The 23,245-nt window shown below is 70.2% G+C and carries 17 protein-coding genes; 3 read left to right on the forward strand and 14 right to left on the reverse strand.

The window, feature by feature from the left end; genetic code table 11:
* Nucleotides 1-242 precede the first annotated feature (242 nt).
* On the reverse strand, nt 243-1,463 hold the full coding sequence (locus tag ACLJPY_RS43825; RefSeq protein ID WP_410596895.1) for an ROK family transcriptional regulator: 1,221 nt from the start codon (nt 1,461-1,463) through the stop codon (nt 243-245).
* Between the two features lie 464 nt (nt 1,464-1,927).
* Here ACLJPY_RS43825 and ACLJPY_RS43830 point away from each other — a divergent pair, with 464 nt between their 5' ends.
* Nucleotides 1,928-3,679, forward strand: coding sequence for a lasso peptide isopeptide bond-forming cyclase (locus tag ACLJPY_RS43830; protein WP_410596896.1), 1,752 nt, complete (start codon nt 1,928-1,930; stop codon nt 3,677-3,679).
* Nucleotides 3,676-4,383: a lasso peptide biosynthesis B2 protein gene (locus ACLJPY_RS43835; RefSeq protein WP_410596897.1), complete on the forward strand. Its 708-nt coding sequence runs from the start codon at nt 3,676-3,678 to the stop codon at nt 4,381-4,383. The genes ACLJPY_RS43830 and ACLJPY_RS43835 overlap by 4 nt, the downstream gene beginning before the upstream one ends.
* A gap of 3 nt (nt 4,384-4,386) precedes the next feature.
* Here the strand turns inward: ACLJPY_RS43835 and ACLJPY_RS43840 are convergent, their stop codons facing one another.
* From ACLJPY_RS43840 to ACLJPY_RS43880, 9 genes are all read right to left on the reverse strand, one after another.
* On the reverse strand, nt 4,387-4,770 hold the full coding sequence (locus ACLJPY_RS43840; RefSeq protein WP_410596898.1) for a hypothetical protein: 384 nt from the start codon (nt 4,768-4,770) through the stop codon (nt 4,387-4,389).
* Nucleotides 4,767-6,977, reverse strand: coding sequence for an ATP-binding protein (locus tag ACLJPY_RS43845; RefSeq protein WP_410596899.1), 2,211 nt, complete (start codon nt 6,975-6,977; stop codon nt 4,767-4,769). The genes ACLJPY_RS43840 and ACLJPY_RS43845 overlap by 4 nt, the downstream gene beginning before the upstream one ends.
* A 176-nt stretch (nt 6,978-7,153) precedes the next feature.
* Nucleotides 7,154-8,725 carry a glycoside hydrolase family 13 protein gene (locus ACLJPY_RS43850; RefSeq protein ID WP_410596900.1) on the reverse strand — a complete coding sequence of 524 codons (1,572 nt, stop codon included), beginning with the start codon at nt 8,723-8,725 and terminating at the stop codon, nt 7,154-7,156.
* A 32-nt stretch (nt 8,726-8,757) separates the two neighbouring features.
* Entirely contained in the window at nt 8,758-9,627 is an 870-nt protein-coding gene (locus ACLJPY_RS43855; protein ID WP_410596901.1) for a carbohydrate ABC transporter permease, read from the reverse strand.
* Nucleotides 9,624-10,592: a carbohydrate ABC transporter permease gene (locus ACLJPY_RS43860; RefSeq protein WP_410596902.1), complete on the reverse strand. Its 969-nt coding sequence runs from the start codon at nt 10,590-10,592 to the stop codon at nt 9,624-9,626. Before ACLJPY_RS43860 ends, ACLJPY_RS43855 begins: the two co-directional genes overlap by 4 nt.
* Nucleotides 10,570-11,946, reverse strand: a complete 1,377-nt coding sequence (locus ACLJPY_RS43865) for an ABC transporter substrate-binding protein (RefSeq protein ID WP_410596903.1) — start codon at nt 11,944-11,946, stop codon at nt 10,570-10,572. The genes ACLJPY_RS43860 and ACLJPY_RS43865 overlap by 23 nt, the downstream gene beginning before the upstream one ends.
* 592 nt (nt 11,947-12,538) lie before the next feature.
* Nucleotides 12,539-13,546 carry a LacI family DNA-binding transcriptional regulator gene (locus ACLJPY_RS43870; protein WP_410596904.1) on the reverse strand — a complete coding sequence of 336 codons (1,008 nt, stop codon included), beginning with the start codon at nt 13,544-13,546 and terminating at the stop codon, nt 12,539-12,541.
* Between the two features lie 87 nt (nt 13,547-13,633).
* On the reverse strand, nt 13,634-15,820 hold the full coding sequence (locus tag ACLJPY_RS43875) for a discoidin domain-containing protein (protein ID WP_410596905.1): 2,187 nt from the start codon (nt 15,818-15,820) through the stop codon (nt 13,634-13,636).
* Between the two features lie 6 nt (nt 15,821-15,826).
* The gene (locus ACLJPY_RS43880; protein ID WP_410596906.1) at nt 15,827-18,085 is read right to left on the reverse strand and encodes a discoidin domain-containing protein; all 2,259 of its coding nucleotides are present in this window, start codon (nt 18,083-18,085) and stop codon (nt 15,827-15,829) included.
* A gap of 198 nt (nt 18,086-18,283) precedes the next feature.
* On the opposite strand from ACLJPY_RS43880, the gene ACLJPY_RS43885 reads away from it, so the two are divergent.
* A complete protein-coding gene (locus ACLJPY_RS43885; RefSeq protein ID WP_410596907.1) occupies nt 18,284-19,066 on the forward strand; it encodes a class I SAM-dependent methyltransferase in 783 nt (260 codons plus the stop codon).
* 104 nt (nt 19,067-19,170) lie between these two features.
* Here ACLJPY_RS43885 and ACLJPY_RS43890 read toward each other — a convergent pair whose 3' ends face one another.
* The 4 genes from ACLJPY_RS43890 to ACLJPY_RS43905 form a co-directional block, all read right to left on the reverse strand.
* A complete protein-coding gene (locus ACLJPY_RS43890) occupies nt 19,171-20,910 on the reverse strand; it encodes a choline/carnitine O-acyltransferase (RefSeq protein WP_410596908.1) in 1,740 nt (579 codons plus the stop codon).
* Nucleotides 20,907-21,716: a class I SAM-dependent methyltransferase gene (locus ACLJPY_RS43895; protein WP_410596909.1), complete on the reverse strand. Its 810-nt coding sequence runs from the start codon at nt 21,714-21,716 to the stop codon at nt 20,907-20,909. Before ACLJPY_RS43895 ends, ACLJPY_RS43890 begins: the two co-directional genes overlap by 4 nt.
* 30 nt (nt 21,717-21,746) lie before the next feature.
* Nucleotides 21,747-22,601: an arpA protein gene (locus ACLJPY_RS43900; protein WP_410596910.1), complete on the reverse strand. Its 855-nt coding sequence runs from the start codon at nt 22,599-22,601 to the stop codon at nt 21,747-21,749.
* 90 nt (nt 22,602-22,691) lie between these two features.
* Complete coding sequence (locus tag ACLJPY_RS43905) at nt 22,692-23,216, reverse strand: DUF4232 domain-containing protein (RefSeq protein WP_410596911.1); 525 nt, start codon at nt 23,214-23,216, stop codon at nt 22,692-22,694.
* Nucleotides 23,217-23,245: the final 29 nt, after the last annotated feature.

The raw sequence follows: 23,245 nt of genomic DNA on the forward strand, positions 1-23,245 counted from the left end.
CGCGCGGCACCTTTCATGACGTCCGACCATCGAATCGAAGTGCTCGGCCCTTCGACCCAGTCGTACACCCGTCCTTTTGTCAGCCTCCGGCAAGCCGGTGGAACCGCGGCGCGGTGCCACTTGTGGCGGCCCGGTACGGCGTGGCCGTCGTCCCGCAACTTCGGAACCGATAACTGCGAGGCTCTGACAAAAGTCTACTTGCCTTCAAATTGAAGTCAAGGTGATGAAGGTATGAGGCTCGCTCACGCTTCGACGGTGCGGTCGGTCATGAGCGCGAACCCGAGCGCTCCCCGTGCTCCCGCGGCGAGGCCCAGGTCCGAGCCGACGATCTTCACCGGGTCCTTCGAGTCGACCATGCCGCGGAGCGCGTAGAGCCGCAGGCCGTCCATCATGGGTTCGAGCAGCAGCTCCGGTGCCCTCCCCAGTTCGCCGCCGAGGACGATGAGCTCGGGGTTCATCAGGTTGCACACGCGGGCGAGCGCGAGGCCGATGGTCCGGGCTGCGTCCTGGAGCACCCGCCGGCACACGGCGTCGCCGCGCTTGGCGCGTTCGATCATGCCTTCGACGCTGGTCGGCAGATCGGCGCGGTACCCCGCGTACGCCTGCCGGACCTGTTCGAGGAGGCGGGCCCCGCCGACCAGGGTCTCCAGGCAGCCGCGGTTGCCGCACCGGCACGGGATGCCGTCCGGGTCCATGGTCAGGTGGCCGATCTCCCCGCCGTACCCGTGCCGTCCCCGGTAGATGAGGCCGCCGATGATCAGCCCGGCGCCGAGGCCGACGGACGCCTTGACGAACAGCACGGTCCCGGCGCCGCGACCGGCGCCGTACAGGTACTCGCCGTAGGCGGCGTAGTTGGCCTCGTTGTCCACGATGATCGGCACGTCGCGGAAGTGGTCGCGGAACCGTTCCGGGACGCTGCCGGTGATGTCCCAGTCGAGCGAGGCGGCCACCTGGGTGACCATGGCGGTCCGCGGGTCGACCGCGGCCGGGATGCCCACGCCGATCGAGACGATGTGGTCGATGTCGAGCCCGGTCTGGACCGTCAGCTCCTTGATGAGGTTGGCGCTCTCCCGCACCCAGCTGCTGCTGCCCTGGTCGGCGCGGAAGGACATCGATTCGTACTCGACCGCCGAGGTGTCCACGCGGCGGGCCGCCACCGCGATCCGGTCGTGGTTGACCTCCACGCCGACGGCCACCCCGCGGACGGCGCCGAGCCGGACCCGTTTGCCGCGCTCACCCTCCTCGCTCTGCACGCGGAAGATGCCCTCCTGCTGCAGTTCCGAGACCACCGCGGAGACGGTTCCCTGCGACAGCAGAAGGCGCTTGGCCAGGCTCACCTGGGTGATCCCGGGATCCGCCATCGCCGCGCGGATGACCTTCCGGCGGTTGACGTCCTTGACCGAATCCGACGGGGTCCACAGCAGGGACCGGGCATCCACGGTCGTGGCTCCCGTGCTCGACACTCTGCCTCCTGATGGCTGGTTGACTTCGATTTGAAGAGTACACTGCGCAGACGAGGCTTCGGCGAGTCGGCGAAGGCGGACCCACCGACCTGTTGAGTCCGGCCCTCCGGGAGTGGCGGTTCGTGCACAGCTTGGTTCAACCCGACCGTTGCGACAAGTCGACTTCCTGTGTGGGTGACTTTTTGTCAATCAACCCGAACAACTGTACTATGTGCAAACAGTGACTGGCCGAAGACGGTTCGCCATCGCGTATCGAGGGGGCACTCGTGAACGACGCTGACGTCGACCCGGACACCGTCCTCCTCGCTCCGGAGAGTGGCTACGAGCCACCGGCGGTATTCGATTTCGGGCCCGCCTTCAAGACCACCCGCGGGAATGGCAGCGGATCCGTGGACCAAAGCAGCCAGGAAGACTAGTTCCCGAACCGGTGCCGGATACAGGTGACGTGCCGTCGTGGTGAACCGATGAGCCTCACCGGTTGCTGGACGAGGTCGACCGGGCTCGCGCACGTCGTCTCGCGGACGCTGTCGGCCACCCTCCGGGAGGCCGGCTCCCCCGACGGCACACTGTTCCTCATCGGACACAGCTTCGTGCCGGACTCCCAGCTCACACAGGCTTGTGCCGCCATGTCACGGACGAACGACGTCGGCGCGACGGACGGCTGGCCGGGCTGCCACTCCAGCCTGTTGGTCACTCGTTCCGGGGCGGTCCTCCTGGCCGACCCCGTCGGCCAGTTTCCGCTCTTCGTCGCCGAGAAAGCGGACGCCGTCTGGTTCGGCACCGATTCTGCGCGCCTTGCGCAGCTGACCGGTGCGGCATTGGACGAAATATCCGTGGCGGCGGTACTGGCCTGTCCGGAATCGGGAGAACCGGTGCGCACGCGATCGATGTATCGCGGGATTCGCCGGGTGCCGCCCGGGCACGTTCTGTCGATCGGGCCATCCGGCATACTCGAACGCCCGCATTCCGTCCTGCGCCCTGATCCGGAAATGACGGTGGTGGAATCCGCCGAATGGCTCCGGGCAGCCCTCTCCACGGCGGTACGGGCCCGCACCCTGTCGCCGTATCGGCTGACGTTCGACCTGTCCGGCGGCCTCGATTCGACGTCCTTGACGGTGCTGGCGGCGGGCGAGCTGGGCGAGCTCGACTCCTTCACCTCCGTCAACCCCGCCGCCCCGGTGACCGACGACGTCGAATTCGCCGGCCGGCACGTTCGAAGTGTGACCGGCATCCGCCACCACCTGGTGCCCGCGGGTGCCGAGCACCTGCCGTACCAGGTGCTCGGTCCCACCGGCGACTGGCCGCACGGATCGTCGCTGGCCATGGGGGCCCTGCGAGCGCGGTTGACGCGCGCGGTGGAATTCGGCTCGCAAGCCCACGTGACGGGCGAAGGGGGCGACGTCGTGCTGAAAGCCCCCGCCGCCTACCTCGCGGACCTGGCGCGCCACGGTGAGCTGGTCCGCCTGTGGTCGGACTGCGTGGCGTGGGCACGGCTGCGCGGCCGGACGCCGCTCGCACTGGTCGGTCGCGCCCTGACGCTCAGCCGGACGACCCGGCGCCGGGCGCTGGGCGACCTCGCGAAGGACGTGGCCGCCGGTCACCCGATCGGTGCGGACTCCTGGGAGGCGGACAGGATCGCCCACTGGCGGCGTCCTTCGGCGCAGTGGCTCACCCCGTCCGCCAGACGGTCCCTCGCCGCCCACATCCGGGACACCGCGGACCACCTGGCCGAGGACGACGAGCTCGACCCCGGCGACGCGGTCACCCGGGAGCTCGTGCGGCAGCAGACGCTGACACTCCGCACCGTCCGGGCGGTCGGCGCCGAGTTCGGCGTCGACATGCACGCCCCGTTCATGGACACCGAGGTGGTCCGGGCCTGCCTTTCGCTGCCCGCGCGCCGGCGCGCGGATCCGCGGACGCCCAAGCCCTTGCTGCGCGCGGCGCTGGCCGGGCTCGTGCCGACGGCGGTGCTGGCTCGCACGACCAAGGGTGACTACACCCGCGACATGTACCTCGGTGTCCGCCGGGCGGCTCCGGCGTTGCGGCGGATGCTGACCGAATCCGTCGCCGCCGACCTCGGGATCCTCGAGCCCGGGCCGGTGCGCGGGGTGCTCGAGGAGGCGATCCAGGGCCTGCCTGCGCCCTGGGGCGCACTCCACCACGTGTTCGCGGTGGAGGCGTGGTTGCGGGAGCGCGAGGAGGGTGACCGTCCGTGATCGAGGCCAGGGTGCCCGCCAGTGTGCACGCCGTACCGGACGATGCGGGTCGGCTCGTGCTGCTCGACTCGGCGACCGGGCACTGGTTCGTGCTCAACCGCAGCGGAGCCGTCTTCTACCAGGAGTTGCGGAGTGTCGCCGACATCGACCAGGCGGCCGACGCCGTGGTCGCCCGCTACCCGGCCGTCCCGGCGGACCGGATCCGCCGGGACGTCGACGAGCTGGTGTCCGCGTTGGTGGCACGTGGGCTGGTCGAACTGCCCGACACGGGTGGCCGCCATCCCGCCGGTGTGCTGATGGCCGTGCCGGCGGACGAGGCTCCCGTGGACAGGCGCCGGCGGCTCGCGGCCGCGTTCGCGTTCCTGGTCGCGTTGCTGCTCCTGCGCCTGCCCTTCCGGACCTCGGCCGCTCTCGTCGCCAAGCTCAAGCGGTCGAAGCCGGTAGCGAGTACCGCCGACGCCCTCTCCGCGCTCGGTGCCGCCCGCTGGGCGAGCCGGTGGTACCCCGGCCGGGTCGCCTGCGTCGAGCTCTCGCTCACCGCGGTGCTGACGGCGGCGTTCCTCGGCGGCCGGGTCGACTGGTGTTTCGGGTTCACCGCCGACCCGTATTCGTTCCACGCCTGGATCGAGGTGGACGGCGAACCGGTCACCCACCCGGCTGACGAGCCGGTGCCCCCGACCTACCGGCGCGTGTTCCGGGCCTGACCATCAGAGCCGGCGGATGCGCTCGCGCACCCGGTCCACCCCGGGGTTGCCGAGCCGGGCGTAGATCTCCTCGGTGCGCTCGTAGTGCCCCTTCGCGACCCGTGGCTCGCCGGCGTCTTCGAACAGCTCGCCCAACGCCCACTCGGCGTCCGCGCGGCCCAGTGGCGAGTTCACCGCCTGCATCGTCAGCGCCGCCGCGCGGAGCCGCTCCAGTGCCCGCTGCCGGGCACCGACCCGCACCTCGGCACGAGCCAGCGCGATCCGTGCTCTCGCCGCGTTGTACGGATCCGGCACGTCGAGGTCGTCCAGGACCGCGACGGCTTCGATCAACGGCGGCTCGGCCTCGGCGGGGCGCCCGGCGGTGAACAGGGCGCGCCCGATGCTCACCAACGCGAGCCCGACGCTGCGTTGCTGCCGCAGCTCCCGGTAGCCGGCGAGCGCTTGCTCGAATGCGTGAGCGCGAGCTCGATGCGGCCCTGGTCCAGGTACGCGAAGCCGAACCGTTCCATCGAGCCGGCGATCCGGTGCCGGTCCCCGAGTTCCCGCCAGATCTCCGCGGCCTTCGCCATGTGCGCCAGCGCCTCGTCGTTGCGGCCCAAGGCGTGGAAGAGCAAGCCCAGCCGGTCGTTCGCGCCGGCCTCCGCTTCGCGGTCGGCGTCCTCCTCGGTCGCCCGGACCGCGAGCAGGTCGAACTGCAGCCAGTCGTAGTAGTGCGTGCGGTACAGGAACAGGCCCCACATCGCGTCGGCCAGCTGCCATGCGGTGGAGTTCCAGCCGTTTTCCGCCGCCGTGCGGGCGGCCGCCAGCAGGTTCACCCGTTCGCGGTCGAGCCATTCCAGGGCGTCCGCATGGCCGGTGAACGTCACGCGCTCGACGGGGGTGTCCGTGAAATCGCGGCGCACGTCGGTGCGGTGCGGCGTCACCACAGCACCGGCGTCGGTGGCGGTGCGCAGGTACCAGTCGAGCATCCGCCGCAGCGCCAGCTCCCGTTGCCCGGCGGGCTCCTGCGCCAGCGCCTGCTGCCTGGCGTGCAGCCGGATCAGGTCGTGGAGCCGGTAGCGGTCGGCGGCGGGGTCCGCCAGCAGGTTCGCCGTCACCAGCTCGTCCACCAGCCGTTCGGCCTCGGCCGCCGGCACGGCCACCGCGGCGGCGGCGAGACCGATGGCGAAGTCGGGCCCGGGGTGCAGACCCAGCAGCCGGTACAGCCGGGCGGCGGGAGCGGACAACGTTTCGTACGACATATCGAACACCACCTGTACGGACAGATCACCGGCAAGAGACAAGCCGGCCAGCCGACGCCCTTCGTCGACCAGCTCGGCGACCACCTTTTCCACCGGCCACCGGGGATGGGAGACCAGCCGGGCGCCGGCCACGCACAACGCCAGCGGGAGACCGGCGCACAGCGTGGCCAGCTGCTGCGAACACTGCCGTTCACGTTCGATCCGGCCGTCGCCGACCAGCCGCGCGAGCAGCTCGACCCCGTCTTCCGCGGGAAGGGGGTCGATCTCGACCAGCCGGCCGCCGTTCGCGACCAGCCCGCTCAGCCTCGACCGGCAGGTCACCACGGTCGTGGCCACCGCCGACGCCGGCAGCAGGACGCGTACCTGGTCGGCGGAACCGACGTCGTCGAGCACCACCAGCAGCCGCCGGCCCGCGGTGACGGACCGGAACAGCGCGGACTGCTCGACGAGATCGAGCGGTACGCGGGAGGCGGTGACGCCCAGCACGCGCAAGAAGTGCCCCAGCACCTGCTCCACCGTCACCGAGCCGGCCGGGCCGCCGAGGTGGGCGTACAGCTGGCCGTCGGGGTAGTGGTCGAGAACCTGGTGGGCCCACTGCACGGCGACCGCGCTCTTGCCGACGCCGGGCGGGCCGCTCAACACCAGGAGGCGGCTTTCGGCGCTCAATTTGTCGAGCAGCCGGTGTTCCACGGCGCGCCCGACGAACGCGGGTGGAGTCGGCGGCAGCTGCCGCGGCGGCGTCCCGCCGTCGTGCGCACCGAGGTGCGGCGGCACGGGGGAGCCGGGTACGTGGATCCAGCCGTGCAGCCGGGTTTTCTTCACCTGAACGGTGACCGGGTGGTAGGTCGACGGCTCGATGCCCCGGTACCCGTGCCGCACGATCGTTTCGTAGACGTGGTCGGACACCCCGACCGCCAGGGGGCTCTCGGCGTGCGCCAGGGCGATCCTGAGCTCGGCGGCGTCCAGCAGGCGGCAGACCACGACCAGGTCGTGTCCGGTCATCCCCTGCTCGTCGTGGGTGATCTCGCCGGCGTGCACGGCGACCCGCAACCTGATCTGCTCGGCCGGGGGTGCCCGGTGGTTGTGGTCGACCAGTCCGGCGAGCAGCTTGGGCAGCAACGGATCGAGCAACAGCACGGTGGACACACCGGCCGGGACGACGATCACGGCACCGTCCCCGCAGTCCTGGTAGGTGCAGGAGTCCCAGGCGACATCGGCCGTGGTGAACGAATCACGCACCAAGCGGTGCACGGCGGCGCGCACGGCGAGCCGGGCGCGGTCGTCCCGGTAGCGCGCGCTGAAGTCTTCGATGTCGAACGTGAAGAGCGCATGGTGCACGGGATACGGGGCCATCGCGCACCCCTCCCAGATCCGCTCAACCCTTTCTCGGTATACACCGCGGCTGCGTCAACCACAATCGCCGTCGCGAAACCGCACCTGGCCGAGCTGGCGGCGAAGATTTCCGGCGACACACGGCCCACCGGGCCACCGGAGGCCGCCGCCGGGTGCGTGGCGGCCTCCGGTGTGACCTAAGACCGCAGCCAGACCGCCGTGTCCGTCGGCAGCTCACCCTCCACCGGGCCGCTCGCCAGCAGGACCTCGCCCGGCGGGAGCGGCACCGGCGCGGCCGAGAAGTTCAACGCGAACGTGAAACCCGTCCGGAACGCCAGCACCCCGTCGCCCAGCGACAGCCATTCCAACGGACCCGCGGGCAGCTCACGCCGCAGCCGCAGGCCGTCTCGGTACAGCGACAGCATCGACGCCGGGTCCGCCGCCTCCGCCTCGGCCGTGTACGCCTTCCACTCCGGCGGCTGCGGCAACCACGCCCCTCCGGACCCGAAACCGAACGGCGGCTCGTCGCCGGACCACGGGATAGGGACGCGGCAGCCGTCGCGGCCCGGGTCGGTGCCGTGGGTGCGGGCGAACACCGGGTCCTGGCGCAGCTCGTCCGGGATGTCCAGGACCTCCCACAACCCCAGCTCCTCGCCCTGGTAGACGTACAGCCCGCCGGGCAGGGCCAGCGTCAGCAGCGCCGCCGCCCGTGCGCGGCGGGTGCCGACTGCCCGGTCGACCGGCAGCTCGTGCAGGCGGTTCGCGAACGAGAAACCCGTGTCGTGCGCGCGGCCGTAGCGCGTCACGTGGCGGGTTACGTCGTGGTTCGACAGCACCCAGGCCGCCGGGGCGCCGACTTCGTCGTGCGCGCGCAGCGTGCGCGTGATGACGTCCCGGAAGCGGTCGCTGTCCCACGGGCACACCAGGAAGTCGAAGTTGAACGCCGAGTGCAGCTCGTCGCGGCGCAGGTACCGCGCCGCCCGGGACATGTCCGGCAGCCACATCTCGCCGACCAGCACGCGCTCGCCGCCGTAGCTGTCGGCGATCTTGCGCCACGACCGGTAGATCTCGTGCAGCCCCTCCTGGTCGGAAAACGGCGTCTCGTCGCCGTCGTCGACGTCGGGCAGGTGGGGGTCCTTGACCAGGCCGTCGGCGACGTCGATGCGGAAGCCGTCGACGCCGCGGTCGAACCAGAAGCGCAGCACGTCCTCGAACTCCGTGCGGATCTCCGGGTTGTCCCAGTTGAAGTCAGGCTGGCGGGAGCTGTAGAGGTGCAGGTACCACTCGCCGTCCGGGACGCGCGTCCACGCGGACCCGCCGAAGCGCGACTTCCAGTTGTTCGGCGGCTCGCTGCCGTCCGGGCCGCGGCCGGGCCGGAACCAGAACCGCTGCCGCTCCGGCGAACCCGGGCCCGCCGCCAGTGCGGCCTGGAACCAGCGGTGCTCGTCGGAGCAGTGGTTGGGGACGATGTCGATGATCACGCGGATGTCGCGGGCGTGGGCTTCGGCGATCAGCTCCTCGGCTTCGGCGAGGGTGCCGAACAGCGGCTCGATGTCGCGGAAGTCGGCGACGTCGTAGCCGCCGTCGTCCATCGGGGACGGGTACCACGGGGTGAACCAGATCGCGTCGACCCCCAGGTCGGCCAGGTGGTCCAGCCGGGCGCGGACGCCGGCGAGGTCGCCGACGCCGTCGCCGTTGCCGTCCGCGAAGCTGCGGATGTACACCTGGTAGATCGCCGCGCTCCGCCACCAGCCGGTCTTGTCGGTCACGAAAGTGCCCCTCCTGGTCGTTGTGGTAAGCCTCAGCCCTTGAGGCTGCCGGCGGTCAGCCCGGCGAGGATCTGCCGCTGGAAGGCGAGGAACAGCGCCACCATCGGCAGGCTGGCCAGCACCATCCCGGCGACGAGCACGTTGAGCGGCATGTCGATCGCCACCCGCTGCAGCATCACCGAGAGCGTCTGCTTTTCGGTGTCCGGGAACACCAGCAGCGGCCAGATGAAGTCCTTCCACGCGGTGACCACCGCGAGGATCGACACCACGGCCAGGATCGGCCGCGAAATCGGCAGGATGATCTGCCAGAGCGTGCGCACCGGCCCGGCGCCGTCGAGGCGCGCCGCTTCGATGAGCTCGTCGGGGATCTGGTCGAAGAACCGCTTCAGCAGGTAGATGTTGAACGCGTTCGCCGCGGCGGGCAGCCAGACCGCCGTCGGCGAGTTGATCAGGTTGAGGTGCAGCAGCGGCAGGTCCGTCACCGTCACGTACGTCGGCACCAGCAACGCCGTGGCCGGCAGCATCAGCGTGGCCAGCATCAGCCCGAGCACGACGTTGCCGAACTTCGGCCGCAGTTTGGACAGCGCGAACGCGGCCGGGACGTCGATGGCGAGCTGCGCCAGCCACGCGCCACCGGCGACGACGAGCGTGTTGAGGAAGTACTTGCCCAGGCTGAGCTGGTTCCAGGCGTCGGCGAACGTTTCCGGGTGCCACTCGTGCGGGACGAGCGTCGCCGGGGTCTGCGCCAGTTCCTGCGGCGACTTCATCGCGCCCGTGACGACCCAGTAGAGCGGGAACATGAAGGCCAGCACGAACACCGCGAGCGTGCCCGCGAAGACGACGCCGTAGACGACCTTGCCGCGCGGGCTGCGCAGCGCGCCGGGCGAGACGAGGGTCCTCATGATTGGTCCGCCTTCCGCGTCAGCCGGACGTACCACGCCGAGAACACGCCGAGCGCCACGAACAGCAGCAGGCTCATCGCGCTCGCCGCGCCGAAGTCGTTGTAGACGAAGGCGTAGCGGTACAGGAGCAGGAGCACGGTCACCGTCGAGTCGTCCGGGCCGCCGCCGGTCATCACGTACGGCTCGGTGAACACCTGCATGGTCGCGACGATCTGCAGCAGCAGGAGCACGAGCAGGACGAACCGGGTCTGCGGGAAAGTCACGTGCCGCAGCCGTTTCCACAACCCGGCGCCGTCGAGTTCCGCGGCTTCGTACAGCTCGCCGGGGATGGTGCCGAGCGCGGCGAGGTAGATGAGCGTGGTGCTGCCCATGTTGGCCCACGTCGAGACGAAGACCAGGGACAGCATCGCCGTCGTGGACGAATCCAGCCACTGGCCGCCGGGCAGGCCGACCGCGCCGAGCGCGGAGTTGAACAGCCCGGGACCCGGGTCGTAGAACCACTTCCACATCAGGGCCGTGACCACCGGCGGCAGCATCACCGGAAGGTAGACGGCGAGCCGGAAGAACGCCTTGGCGTGGCGGAGTTCGTTCAGCAGCACCGCGGTGAAGAACGGGACGGCGAAGCCGAAGACGAGCGCGAGCCCGGTGAACAGCAGCGTGTTGCGCCAGGCGACGCCGAAGAGCGGGTCGTCGAACAGTTTCGCGAAGTTGTCGAAGCCGACCCACGTCGGCGCGTTGACGAAGTCGACCTGCTGGAAGCTCAGCAGCACGCCGCGCACGATCGGGTACCAGGAGAACAGCGCGAACACCACGAGCGCGGCGCAGAGCAGGCCGTACGCGGTGAGGTTCTCCTTGAGCTTGCGGCGCAGTTTCGTGCGGTTGGCCGGCGTGGCGGCCGGGCGCCCGGCCCGCGACGGTTTCGCCGCGGGCCAGGCGAGCACGCTACTTGACCTGGGCGAGGACACCGTTGACCTTCGACGCGGCGGAGCTCAGCTGCTGGTCGATGTTCGCGTTTTGGTCGGTCAGCACGGCCTGCATGACGCTGTCGAGCGCGGCGTAGACCTGCTGCGCGTTCGGCGGCTCGATGCTGCCCTTGATCTTGCTCGTGGTGTCCACGTAGGACTGGAAGTTCTTCGCGGGAACGTTGGCGTACTTGGTCTTCAGGGCCAGCTGCTGCTCGCGCACGGCGCCCTGCCAGACGTCCGGGGTCGGCTCGGCGGGCAGGCCGACCGGCTGCTTGCCGTCGACGTACTGCTGGATGTGCTTCTCGAAGCGGTCCGGGTTGAGGTACTTCCACTGGATCCACTCGAGGCCGGCCTTGACCTTCTCCGGCGACGCCTTCGGGTTGATCATGTAGCCCTCGCCGCCGAGCAGGGTGCCCTGGCCGCCGGGCATGCCCGCGATGCCGTAGTCCTCGTACTTGCCGTTGAACTGCTTGACGAGCACGGGCACGTTGTCCGGGGCGGCCATGTACATGCCTAGCTGGCCGGCGCCCATCATGCGCTGGACGTCCTGGGCTTCGAGGAGCTGCTTGGCGCCCATGGAGTTGTCGGTCCAGCGCATGTCGTGCAGGTACTGCAGCGCCTGCTTGCCCTTTTGGTTGTCGAAGTCGGCGACCCACTTGTCGCCGTCCTTGCGGGCGATGTCGCCACCCATCGAGTAGAGCCAGCCGGTCAGGTGCCAGCCGCCCTGGTTGTTCTTGCTGTAGTCGGCGTACCCGACGACGCCGTTGCCCAGCGCGGAGATCTTCTTCGCGGCTTCGCGGACTTCGTCCCAGGTCTGCGGCGGCTTGTCCGGATCGAGCCCGGCCTTCTGGAACAGCGGGCGGCTGTAGAGCAGGCCCATGGTGTAGTTCATCGTCGGGAGGCCGTAGAGCTTGCCGCCGGCGTCGCGGAAGTTGTCCAGGAGTTCCGGCTTGATGTCGTTGATGTGCGGAACGCTCTTCGCGGCTTCCGTGATGTCGGCGGCTTGGTGCCGCGCGATGATCTGCGCCGGATCGGTGAAGTAGACGTAGTAGACGTCCTCGAGCTGCCCGCCGGCGAGCTTCGCGGAGAACGTCTTCGGGTCCATGAACCCTTCGTGCGGCTCGATGTCGATGTTCGGGTGCGCGGCCTCGAACTCCTTGACGTCGGCGTCGAAGACGCTGCGTTCGAACGGCTGGCTGGTCGGCGGCTGGCCGGTGACGGTGATCTTCACCTTCCCGCCGCTCTGGGCCGCGGAGTCACCATCCCCGCAGGCGGCGGCGGTGAGGGCGAGCCCGCCCGCGGCGAGCAGGCAGAACATCCGTCGGGTGGCGGTTCTGGACCAGGGACTGCTCATCTCAAGCCTCTTCTCGGGGTCGCGACGGCTGTCACGTGATTGCGGTCACTCTAAAGTGGTAGACCGGATCGGCGCAATAAGACGACGAGAAGTTGCAAGTTACGAACAGGCCGCGGACTGTCCACAGGAGGGCTGCGATGTGGACAGGCGGGTTGGCGGGAAGGTCTTTCGCGGGTTTTCGTCGGAGGGGGGCGATAGGCTGGACAAGGGCACGCCCCCCAGGGAGGGCGGGGGTGTTTTTGGGGCGGCGCCCTGGCCCTTGCCGGGCGCAGTCGCCGGGGGACTGACGGGTGGAATTGCGGCGGAGCTGGTGGTCCCCGGTCTTGGCCGAAGGCATCAGGCAGGGCCGTAGCGCCCACCGGCGGCCAATGCCCCGGCAGAGTCGTATCGCTACGTCCGAGCTTCCTGACCAGCGCAACCGGCACGCGAAAGCACGACCGGCGTCCCCACCCAGACCTTCCCCGCCACCCCGATACGAAGCCGAAAACACGGACGGTGGTGCCGGGTCAAGGCACGCTTTCCCGCCTTGACGCGGCACCACCGTCCGTAGTCACAATCAGGCTTCGGGGTGGTGGCTCGAGCTAGAAGAGACTCAAGCCATCCGGCGCGCGGTGGACCCCCGGACCACCAGCTCCGGAGCGAACAGCAGCTCCTCCGCCGCCACCTCACCGCCGTTGATCCGCTTCACCAGCAGCTCCACGACCGCCCGCCCCATCGCCTCGATCGGCTGGCGGGTCGTCGTCAGCGGCGGGTCGGTGCAGTTCATCAGCGCCGAGTCGTCGTAGCCGACCACCGAAACGTCCTCCGGTACCGACAACCCCTGCCGGCGCGCCGCCCGGACCGCGCCCAGGGCCAGCAGGTCGCTCGCGCACAGCACCGCCGTCGCCCCGCGGGGGTACAGGCGGGCCGCCGCCGCGTGGCCGCCCTCGATCGAGAACATCCCGTGCTCCACCAGCTCGTCCAGCACCGGCAACCCCAGCTTTGCCGCGTACGAGCGGAACGCCTCCAGCTTCCGCTGCGACGGCACGTGGTCCGACGGGCCGAGGACCAGGCCGATCTTCTCGTGCCCGAGGGAGCTCAGGTGCCCGACGACCTGCTCGACCGCCACCGCGTCGTCGCACGACACCTGAGGGAGCCCGAGGTGGTCGACCGCCGCGTTGATCAGCACCGTCGGGAGGCGGCGCTCGACCAGGTGGTGGTAGTGCGAGTGGACCGCGTCCGCCTGCGCGTACAGCCCGCCGGCGAACACCACGCCCGACACCTGCTGCTGCAGGAGCAGCTCGACGTACTCCGCCTCGGACACCCCGCCCGCGGTCCGCGTGCAGAGCACCGGCGTGAACCCCTGCTGGGCGAGGGCGTTGCCCATGATCTCCGCCAGCGCCGGGAAGATCGGGTTCTGCAGCTCCGGCAGCACCAGCCCGACCAGGCGGGCCCGCTCGCCGCGCAGCTGGGTGGGGCGCTCGTAGCCCATCACGTCCAGCGCGGTGAGCACGGCGGCGCGGGTGCTGGCGGACACCCCGGACCGGCCGTTGAGCACCCGGCTGACCGTGGCTTCGCTGACCCCGACCTGGCGGGCGACTTCGGCAAGACGACGCGTCATGGCTGAAACTTTACAGCAACTGGGCGCAAAAGCATGACAAGCCCGTACCGGTCGGCACGACCGGTACGGGCTCGCCGAGAGCCGAGCTTACGAAGCCGCCACTTCGAACTCGGACACCTGCCCGGCCGGCCAGCCGGTGTTCCCGGTGAACGTCAGCCGCACGAAACGCTGGGACGTCGCCGTGAAGGAGACCGACGCCGTGTTGCCCGAAGCCGGGTCGAACGTGTAACCGCGCGAACCCACCAGCGTCGTGTACGAGCCGCCGTCGGTGCTGCCCGAGATCGTGACCGTCTGGGTGCGCGCCCCCCACGCCGACGACGGCGGCAGCTTGAGCGTCACCTTGTTGATCGACGCCGCCGCGCCCAGGTCCACCGTCAGCGTCTGCGGGAAGGCGTTGTTCGTGCTTTCCCAGTAGGAGTTCGCGTCACCGTCGTTGGCGTTCGACGGCGGGAAGCCGCCCTGGGAACCCGACGCGCTGATCGCCTTGCCCTTCGCGAGGTTGGTGCCGGACTGCGGCGGCTGCGGCGGCCCCGAGTTCGGCGCCGGCCAGGTCGAGCAGTCGCTCCAGGTGCCGGTCCAGCCGCTGTTGCCCGACCCGCTGAACGCCATCCGGGGGATCGACGTCGGGTAGGGGCAGTTGTACGTCCCGGTGACGCCGACGCCGGACGCGGTCAGGTTGCTGATCGACACCGAGCCCTGCGTCTGGGCCTGCGCCACGAACGTGCCGACGCCCTGCACCGAGACGCCGTCGATCGTGATGCCCTGGATCGGCTTGCCGGCGCCGTTGCCGTCGATGAACTGGATGGCCTCGTACGGGCTCTGGATCGCGGTGAACCCGGTGACGCGGATCGTCACGCCGGTGATCGCCTGGTCACGCGCGTCGAACCACAGCGCGCCGACGCCGAACTGCCAGTTCGGGTCGAGCGCCCCGGCCCGCAGCGCGGTGTTGTTCGACAGCGTCACCGTGCCGGACAGCGGTACCGAGCTGAACCGGTTCGCCACCAGGTAGCCGCCGCCGAGTGCGTTGGTGTCCTGGACGAGGTTGCCGCTCACCGTGTTGTTCGAGCCGCCGTACAGCGCGATGCCGTTGGCCAGGTTCGGCTGCACCACCGTGTTGTTGAGCAGGGAGTTGCCGGAGTCGGCCTGGCCGTTGGACCACAGCGCGAGCCCGTCGTCGCCGTTGTTGCGCAGGTAGTTGTTGCGCAGGGTCGAGTTCGTGACGGCGCCGTCGAAGTTGACGCCGTCGGCCTGGGTGTCGAGGATGCGGTTGTTTTCGATGGCGAGGTTCGACGACGCGCCGTTCATCAGCCACAGGCCGCACTTCGTGTCCTGGATCCACAGGCCGCTGACCACGGAACCGTTGCCCAGGACACCGTGGAACGCGTTGTCCGGGCTGCCGTCGTTGCGTTCGGTGACGTCGCCGAACACCGCGAAGTCGTACAGCTTGATGTTCCCGGACGCGCTGCCGTTGTTGAAGATGTTGTTGCCGTGCAGCACGGTGTACCACTGACCCGCGCCGCGGACCGTGGTCTGGTCGATCTGCAGCGCCGAGGAGATCTCGAACCGCCCGGCCGGGACCCACAGTTCCTTGCCCTGCGAGCGCGCCGCCGAAAGCGCGTTCCGGAAGGCCTGCGAGTCGTCGGAGGAGTCGTTCGGGGTGGCGCCGTAGTCGGTCACCGACAGGTCGGCGGCCGGTTTGGTGCCCGCGCCGCCGACCTGCTCGAAGTCGGCGAGGTCGATGGTCGCCTGGCCGACGTCACCGGAGTCGGCGGCCACCCGCACCTTCGCGCCCGCCGAAGCGTTCTGCCCGAACAGCAACCGGGCGTCGTCGAAGAAGTGGTGCGTCTTCGCGCCCGGGATCCAGCTGGTGTCCACATAGGAATAGCGGGACGTCACCGAGAGCCCGCTGCCGAGCTTGGTGCCGTTGACGTACACCGAAAGCCGGCCCGACGAGCCGTCCGGCAGGTTGTAGTGGACGTTGATCGAGTTCGCCGCCGCGGGCAGCGTGAACTCGACGTACTGGCCGGTCGTGATCCGCACGGCCTGGCGTCCGGACGCTTCCGAGGCGATCGAGGCCTGGGTGTAGTCGGGGCCGACGGCCGAGCCGTTGGTGGCCGAGCACTCGGCCTCGACGGTCCGGAAGGGCACGCTCGCCCCGCCGGACGCGGTCGTGGGGCAGGTCGCCGCGGCGGCCGGGCCGGCGCCGGCCAGCACGGTCAGGCCGGACGCCGCGAGCGCGGCGGCGAGCAGAGCCGGGATGCGGGACATCGTCATCACCTCTCAGGAGGAATAGGCTTCGAGTTCGGACAGCTGCCCGGCGGGCCAGCCGGTGTTGCCGGTGAAGGTGAGCCGCAGCGTGCGCGCCGACGTCGCAGGGAAGGTGACGGTCGCGGTGTTGCCGGACGCGGGGTTGAACGTGTAGCCGGCCGCGGCCTTGACGCCGTCGACCGAGATCGTCTGGGTGCGGGTGCCCCACGCCGAGGACGGCGGCAGCTTCAGCACCAGCCTCGAGACGGTGACCGTGCTGCCGAAGTCCACGGTCAGCGACTGCGGGAACGCGTTGTTCGTGCTCTCCCAGTAGGAGTTCGCGTCGCCGTCGACGGCGTTGCCCGGCGGGAAACCACCCTGCGAGCCGGACGCGCTGACCGCCTTGTGCAGCGCCAGGTTCCCGGACGGCGGAGTCGTGGTCGTGGTGGTCGGCGGGGGCGGGGTGGTGGTCGTCGTGCCGCCGTTGTCGGAGCCGTAGACCGGCGACGGCCACGAGCCGCAGTACGTCGTCGTCCAGCCGGAGTTGCCGCCCTGGTCGGCGAGGCCGGTCATCGCGTCCGGGCCCATGCAGTTGTAGACACCCGCGCGGCCGACGCCGGTCGCGACGACGTTCTTCACCGACCCCGTCGGCTTCGCCTGGATCTGCCAGGCGAAGGTGCCCGCGCCGGTGATCCGGACGCCGTCGAAGTGCACGTCCGTGGTGGCGCTGTCGATGAACTGGATGGCCTCGTAGTTGTTGTCCACCAGGTCGTTGTCCGTGACGTCGATGCGGCCGGTGATGGCCGAGTCGCGGCCGTCGAACCAGAGGGCGCCGACGCCGAACTGCCAGTTCGAGTCGAGCACGCCGGTCCGGATCGCGGTGTTGCGCGCCACCGTCGTGGTGCCCGACAGCGGCACCGCGCTGAACCGGTTCGCGATGTGCAGGCCGCCGCCCTGGTCCTGGTTGTCGGCCACGACGTTGTCGGACACGGTGTTGTCGTGCCCGCCGTAGACCGCGATGTTGTTGGCGAGGATCGGCAGCAGCACGGTGTTGAAGGAGAACGTGTTGTGGTGGTCGGCGTCGTGCTCCGACCACATGGCCAGGCCGTCGTCGCCGGTGTTGCGCAGGAAGTTGTTCGTCACCGTGACGTTGCTGATGCCCTGGTGCAGGTTCAGCCCGTCGGCGGTCTGGTCGAGGATCCGGTTGCCGGACACGGTGAGCCCGTCGAACGGCCCGTCGAGCCACAGCCCGACCTTCGTGTGCTGCAGCCACAGGTTCTGCACGACCGAGCCGCCGCCGAGCGCGCCGCCGATGGCGTTGGACTGGTCGCAGTCGACGCGGGCGTCGACCTGGCCGATGATCGCGAAGTCGTAGAGCTTCACCGCGCTGCTCGTGCCGGGCACGGCCGGGTTGCCGGGGTACGTCGACGTCCCGCAGCTCGCGGGCTCGCCCTTGCCGAAGATCCCGGCCCGCGGCCCGGTCAGCACCGAGTACCAGGGCCCGGCGCCGCGGATCGTCACCTGGTCGACGGTGATGTGGTGGCCGAGGGTGAACGTCCCGGCGGGGATCCAGACCTCCTTGCCCTGGCTGCGAGCCGCGGCCACGGCGGCGTCGAACGCGCCCGCGTCGTCGGTCGTGTCGTTCGCGGTGGCGCCGTAGTCGGTGACGGACACCGAGTTCGCGGGTCGCGTGGCGGCCGCGCCGACCTGCTCGAAGTCGGCGAGGTCGACGGTGACCGGTGTGACGTCGCCCGCGTCGACCTGCAGCTTGATCTTCGTGCCCGCCGGGTAGGACGTGCCGAGCAGGGCGCGGGTCTCGTCGTAGAAGTGGTGCGCGTGCCCGTCGCCGGGGTTGTTGGTGAACGGGTACGAGCCGTAGTACCAGGCCCACTTCGACGTCAGGGCGATGTCCCGGTTGTGCGCACCGCCGACGTACAGGGAAATCGTCCCGTTGACCGAATCCGGGACGCTGTACCGGAAGTCGATCGAGTTCGCCGGCGCGGTGAGCGTGAACTCGACGTACTGGCCTTGGCCGGACAGCGTCACCGCCTTCCGGCCGGACGCTTCGCCGGCGAGGGTGCCCGCGGCGCGGTTCGGGCCGATGACCGAACCGTTCGTCGCGGCGTTTTCGGCTTCTTGTTCGAGGAAGGGCACGGAAGCGCCGCGGCTCGCGGCGACCGCGGAATTCGCGGCCGGGCCGGCGGCGATGGTGAGCCCGGCGGCGGCGATGACGGCGACCGCTGAGGCGCCGTAACGGATTTTGGGCGCGCTGAACACAGAGCTGGGAGACATGGACGGCACTGGCCTTTCCGCAGCAGGTGGGGACCTCTGTGATCCGGATCATACGAATCGCGGACAGGAAATCGCAATACTTGGACGAACTTACGCAAGTTTGCGACAGGAATTGACGACTGGCCCGGATGCCCGGCGTTCGCTTACGCCCGGCGGAGCAACGCCGTCGCCGGTGGCCCGCGCTGATATTTTCCAGGGATGAGCCAGCGACGCGCGGACGGCAGCGCCGGGGACGCCGACTACGGCGCGATCGGCGGGGTCTACACCGACTACCGCAAGCCGGATCCCCGCATCGGGCAGTACATCCTCGACGCACTGGGTGACGCGCGAACCGTGCTGAACGTCGGCGCGGGCGCCGGCGCGTACGAGCCCGAAGACCGCGAAGTGACGGCGGTCGAGCCGTCGGCGTCGATGCGGGCGCAACGTCCGGCGGGCCTGTCGCCCGCCGTCGACGCGGTCGCCGAGAAGCTGCCGTTCGGCGACCGGGCGTTCGAGGGCGCGATGAGCACGTTCAGCGTCCACCAGTGGAACGACCTGTGGACCGGGCTGGAGGAGCTGCGCCGCGTCACCCGTGGCCCGATCGCCGTCCTCACGTGCGACCCGGACCGGCTGCGCCGCTTCTGGCTGCTGGACTACGCGCCGGAGGTGATCGAAACCGAGGCCCGCCGCTTCCCGTCGGTCGACGACATCGCCGACGGGCTCGGCGGCCACACCGAAGTCATCGGCGTGCCGATCCCGATCGACTGCACCGACGGCTTCAACGAGGCCTACTACGCCCGCCCCGAACGCCTGCTGGACCCGGGCGCGAGGCTGTCGTGCTCGGCGTGGAGCTTCGTCGACGACCGCGTGCACCACCGCTTCGCCGCGGAACTCCAGCACGACCTCGACGACGGCACGTGGGAACGCCGCTACGGCAGGCTCCGCGAGCAGCCGACCTTCGACGGCTCACTGGTGCTCGTCGTCTCGAACCCCACGGCGTGACCAGGGAGCGGCTCGTTCGGCGTAGCGGTTAGTTGGCAGCGGCCCGGCTCGGACCCGCACCGCGCCCGGCTCGGTGAGCGTCAGCGCACCTGGGACGCGCGGCACTACCCGGCCAGCAGCTCCTGCAGCTCCTGCACGGCGACAGCGAGTTCGTCGGCGAAGCGGTACATCTCCGCCGAGACGTGCTTCGGCGTGCTCAGGTAGATGTTCCAGCGGTCCGGCAGCAGCACGTACGCGATGCCGATGCACTGCGGGCTGGTCGAGCCGAAGCCGAAGTACTGGATGTTGACCGACGGCGCCGAGCTCGTGCTGAGGTAGTCGTCGCGCAGCTTCAGCCAGCCCGGTGCGGAGTACAGCGCCGGGGTTTCCGCGTCGCCACGGCGTTTCCCGATCAGCTGCAGCTCCCACAGGTGCTGCTCCGGCGCGTCGCCGGCCTGGCACTCCTTCGCCCGGGCCACGTGCTTCGCCGCGGCCGCGCGGAACGCTTCGCGCTTCTCGTCCGCGGAAGCGCTCGAAGAGGTCAGGACGTCGGCGAACCGCACGACCTCGGGCGTGACGACCCGCATGGCCTCGGTCCGGCCGTTCCGGAACTGCCGGGTGGCGATCGACTCGTACGTCGCGCCGGTCAGGCCCTTCGCGCGCCGGTGGGCCAGCTGGTACGCCATCTGCGCGAAGGCGTCCGGGGACATCCCGAGCTCCTTCGCCCGGTTCGCGCCGAAGTCGAACGACACCGTCTGCGTCGCGGTCGCCTCCGCGTACGCCCGGTACGCCGCTGCGGCGGCGAGAGCGTCTTCGCGGAGTTCGTCGGTCAGCGTGAACTCGATCGCCTCGAAGCCCGGCACGCCGTCGGTGGTCTCCCGCGGCTCGCGCGAGCCGCTCAGCAGGGCGTCGGTGAAGCCGAGGATCGTGGTGCCGTCGAGTTCGCAGTGCTCGACGTTGATCCCCGCGGTGCCGTCCTCGAACACGATGAGCGACACGGCCTTGTCGTACCAGCGGTTGTCGCCGTACAGCAGCCGGTCACCCGCCTCCAGGGCGTTCGACGGCGTGAAGTCGTCCAGGCACAGGCAGAACAACGCGGTTTCGATGGCTTCGAGCGCGTCGGCGTTCCCGGCTTCGAGCAGCGCGGCCCGCGAAGCCGCCCACTCGGCGCGGGCCTTCGTGGTGAAGGGCCCGGCCGGGACGTCGGTGCGGTGGTCGTCCTTGAGGATCGCCCGCAGCGCCTCGCCCAGCTGGGCCGGCGGATACGGGCGGCCGTCAGCGGCGAGGACGTCCAGCCGGAACGGCGTCCCCTTCGAGAACACCACGATGTGCCGCTCGGGCGACGGGAACCGCGTGCGCGCGGTGTCCAGCACCTCGCCCGGGATGCGCGTCGCCGAGAACAGGAACTTGTGCTGCACCATCGACTGCGGCGTGCCGCGCAGCAGCACCGGCGGCACGAGTTCGCCGTCGAGCTTCAGCTTGTAGTCCACGGCGGCCGCGGTCAGCTCGGCCGCGCGCTCCACCTGACCGAGCGGGGACTCGGAGAACAGGAAGAAGAAGTTGGCGTTGAGCGCGATCCGGTCGCGGCGGCCGAGGTAGCGGTACGGCCAGAACGTGTCGAGCCAGCTGCGCACGCCGGGCGAGCGGTCGTACTCCTCGAGCCGCGCCTGCAGCTCCGGCCCGGGACCCGCGAGGAACTCCGCGACGGCCGCCTCGGTCTCGGCCAGCTCGTCCGGCGTCAGCAGCGGGGCGCACCACTCGAGGAACCGGCGGCCGCTGTCCTCCAGGGTGGGAAGCGGGACTCGGGGGAGCCGGTCCTCGTTGCCGAACGTGCGGGTGGACCATTCCGGACTGCTCACGGTCATCCTTCTTCGTCGGGGAATGCGACTGGGGCCGAGCCTTCAGGACGGGAAACATACAGCTGCGCGTAGAGCCACCCGTCGGACTCCAGCCCGGTGGGGTCGACGCCGGCCGCGCTCAGCGTGTCCACGATCTGCGTCTGCTCCTCGGCGGAGGCGAACTGCCGCTGCCGGAAGACCCCACCGACGCCCGTGGTCTCGTACCCCAGCTCCGCGAGGCTTTCGGCGATCGGTTCGTAGGAGAACATCCGCAGCACGAAGTGCGCCATCCACGGCCGCGAGCCGCGGGCGACCCGGGTGAGCGTCTTCTCGGTGACGTACCCGACGCAGCCGGTCGAGACGACGAGGTCGACGTCGTCCAAGAGCTTCTGCTGGGTGCTGTCCGGGTCGTCGCGTTCGAGGTCGGTGTGGATGGCCTCGTCGAGGAAGCCCGCCGAAAGCGCGTACTCGAGCGCCGGGGCCGAGCTGTCCAGGCCGTAGAACCGCGGCCCGCCGGGGTGGACGCGCTTGCGGTCCGCCTCGACCAGCGCCGCGTGGTCCAGCGCGCGCACGGCCGGGGCGGTGTAGTGGGCGTAGAGGTCGTCCATCGTCGCTTCGCAGCGCTGCAGGGCCGCGTTGACGCCGTACGAGCAGCCGACGTCGAGCACGGTCGGCCGCTCGGCGGGGTGCGCCGCGATCAGCTCCGCGAAGTACGGCTTCGCCAGCTGGGGAATGTGGTAGCCGACGCGCTTCAACGTGCCGAAGAACGGCCGCGGGTCGGGTGCGGTGTAGATGTGGTCGAACGAGATCTTGCCGGTGGAGTCGAAAGGCATGGGCCACGCTCCCTGATCTGGTCGAGTGATCTAGTCGAGCAGTTCGTCGCCGCGGGCGGTGCGCTCCGCGAGGTGCGCGGGCAGGACGCGGCCGAACAGCTGCCGGGTGCGCTCCGCGCTGCCGATGACCCCCGGCCGCTCGCTGTAGGCGAAGATCGCGGAATGCCGCGCGATCGCGCCCGCCACGGTGCTGACCCGGTGCAGCGCGAAGCGCCCTTTGAACAGCTGGAGATCACCGGGCCGCAGGTCGAGGCGCCGGACGAGCCCGGTGTCGCCGGCCAGCACCGAGCGCACGGCGGGGAAGTTCTCGTCCGCGGCGGACCGGATGCCCGGGCAGTACTCGAAGGTGCCGCCGTCGTCGGCAGCCTGGGTGAGCATGCTGACGGTGTGGGTGTTCGTGTCGAAGTGCCACGGGTGCGCGCGGCCGGGCGCGATCACGTTGAGCGTCAGCCCGGACAGCGGGTCGGCGAGTTCGTGCAGTTCCGGCAGCCCGAAGCAGTCCGCGACGAACCGGCGGAACACCGGGCTGGTGTAGAGCCGGCTGATGATCGACGACGGCGGGATGCGGTCGCGGGCGACGAAAGCGTTGCCGCGTTCCATGATCGTCCGGCCGGGGTGGTCTTCGGGCAGCGGCTCGTCGAGGGCGGTGTTGTAGGCGTTGACCTTCTCGATCTTCGTGTACGCGTGCGGTTCGAGCGCGGCGCATTCCTCGCGGAGGAGGTCGTGGAGTCCGGGACGGATGAAGTCGGTGAGGACGCTGCAGCCGGCGTCGGCGAGCTCGGCGCGGGTGCGGCCCACGGTCTCGCGCCAGGCCGGGCTGCCCGGATCGGTGAGCGGGTAGCGGTCGGTGTCGACCATTTCCAGTGGCGCTACGGAGGTGCTCATCGTCGAGGTCCCTTCCGGCGGGTGAAGGAACAGAGTTAGCACAGAAGCCCGCTGGTCAACCGTGGGTTTGTGAGCGGTGACACACGGTCGTCAACGGCCGATCCTGCTGGCCCAGGCGCTGAGCTCGACGGTGCCGGTGGTGCCCAGATCCGTCTCCAGCGGCTGCTTCTGCGCGGGCTCGCCGGGGATCGGGACCACCGAAACCGCGGCGCCGGTGTGCTTGTCACCGCTGGTGACCGTGGCCGACCAGGCGAGCACCGACAGCGCCTTCTCACCCGGCTGGAGCGTCAGGTCCTGCGGGCCCGGATCGGGCGCGAAGTAGGACGTCTGGTGGAGCACCTTGACGTCGAGCGGGGTGCCGTCGCCGGCCAGGATCTTGACGTCCGGGTAGCCGGTGACCTTGCGCGGCACGGTGTCCCGGTTGGTCAGCGTCAGCACGCTGGCGCGGTGCCCGAGCCCGGCCTCGACCGGACCGACCGAAAGCGACAGACCGCTCGGGGGCGGCGGCGCGTACGTCGGGCTCGGTGGTGGCGTCGGAGCGGGTGGTGGCGGCGTAGTACCGCAACCCGCGAGAAGGGCTACGACGAGAAGTGGTGCGAAGCGCGAAACCCCCATGCGGCGGAAGGGTAGCGGGCGCCCCGGAA

This window comes from Amycolatopsis sp. lyj-23 (assembly GCF_046549135.1).
Taxonomy (GTDB): Bacteria; Actinomycetota; Actinomycetes; order Mycobacteriales; family Pseudonocardiaceae; genus Amycolatopsis.

What these genes read in the sequence shown, in the direction of transcription:
- ACLJPY_RS43875 (WP_410596905.1), bottom strand. Translation starts at nt 15,820, where the DNA reads ATGACGATGTCCCGCATCCCGGCTCTGCTCGCCGCCGCGCTCGCGGCG.
- ACLJPY_RS43865 (WP_410596903.1), bottom strand. Translation starts at nt 11,946, where the DNA reads ATGAGCAGTCCCTGGTCCAGAACCGCCACCCGACGGATGTTCTGCCTG.
- ACLJPY_RS43890 (WP_410596908.1), bottom strand. Translation starts at nt 20,910, where the DNA reads ATGACCGTGAGCAGTCCGGAATGGTCCACCCGCACGTTCGGCAACGAG.
- ACLJPY_RS43845 (WP_410596899.1), bottom strand. Translation starts at nt 6,977, where the DNA reads ATGGCCCCGTATCCCGTGCACCATGCGCTCTTCACGTTCGACATCGAA.
- ACLJPY_RS43870 (WP_410596904.1), bottom strand. Translation starts at nt 13,546, where the DNA reads ATGACGCGTCGTCTTGCCGAAGTCGCCCGCCAGGTCGGGGTCAGCGAA.
- ACLJPY_RS43830 (WP_410596896.1), top strand. Translation starts at nt 1,928, where the DNA reads ATGAGCCTCACCGGTTGCTGGACGAGGTCGACCGGGCTCGCGCACGTC.
- ACLJPY_RS43900 (WP_410596910.1), bottom strand. Translation starts at nt 22,601, where the DNA reads ATGAGCACCTCCGTAGCGCCACTGGAAATGGTCGACACCGACCGCTAC.
- ACLJPY_RS43885 (WP_410596907.1), top strand. Translation starts at nt 18,284, where the DNA reads ATGAGCCAGCGACGCGCGGACGGCAGCGCCGGGGACGCCGACTACGGC.
- ACLJPY_RS43895 (WP_410596909.1), bottom strand. Translation starts at nt 21,716, where the DNA reads ATGCCTTTCGACTCCACCGGCAAGATCTCGTTCGACCACATCTACACC.
- ACLJPY_RS43905 (WP_410596911.1), bottom strand. Translation starts at nt 23,216, where the DNA reads ATGGGGGTTTCGCGCTTCGCACCACTTCTCGTCGTAGCCCTTCTCGCG.
- ACLJPY_RS43880 (WP_410596906.1), bottom strand. Translation starts at nt 18,085, where the DNA reads ATGTCTCCCAGCTCTGTGTTCAGCGCGCCCAAAATCCGTTACGGCGCC.
- ACLJPY_RS43855 (WP_410596901.1), bottom strand. Translation starts at nt 9,627, where the DNA reads ATGAGGACCCTCGTCTCGCCCGGCGCGCTGCGCAGCCCGCGCGGCAAG.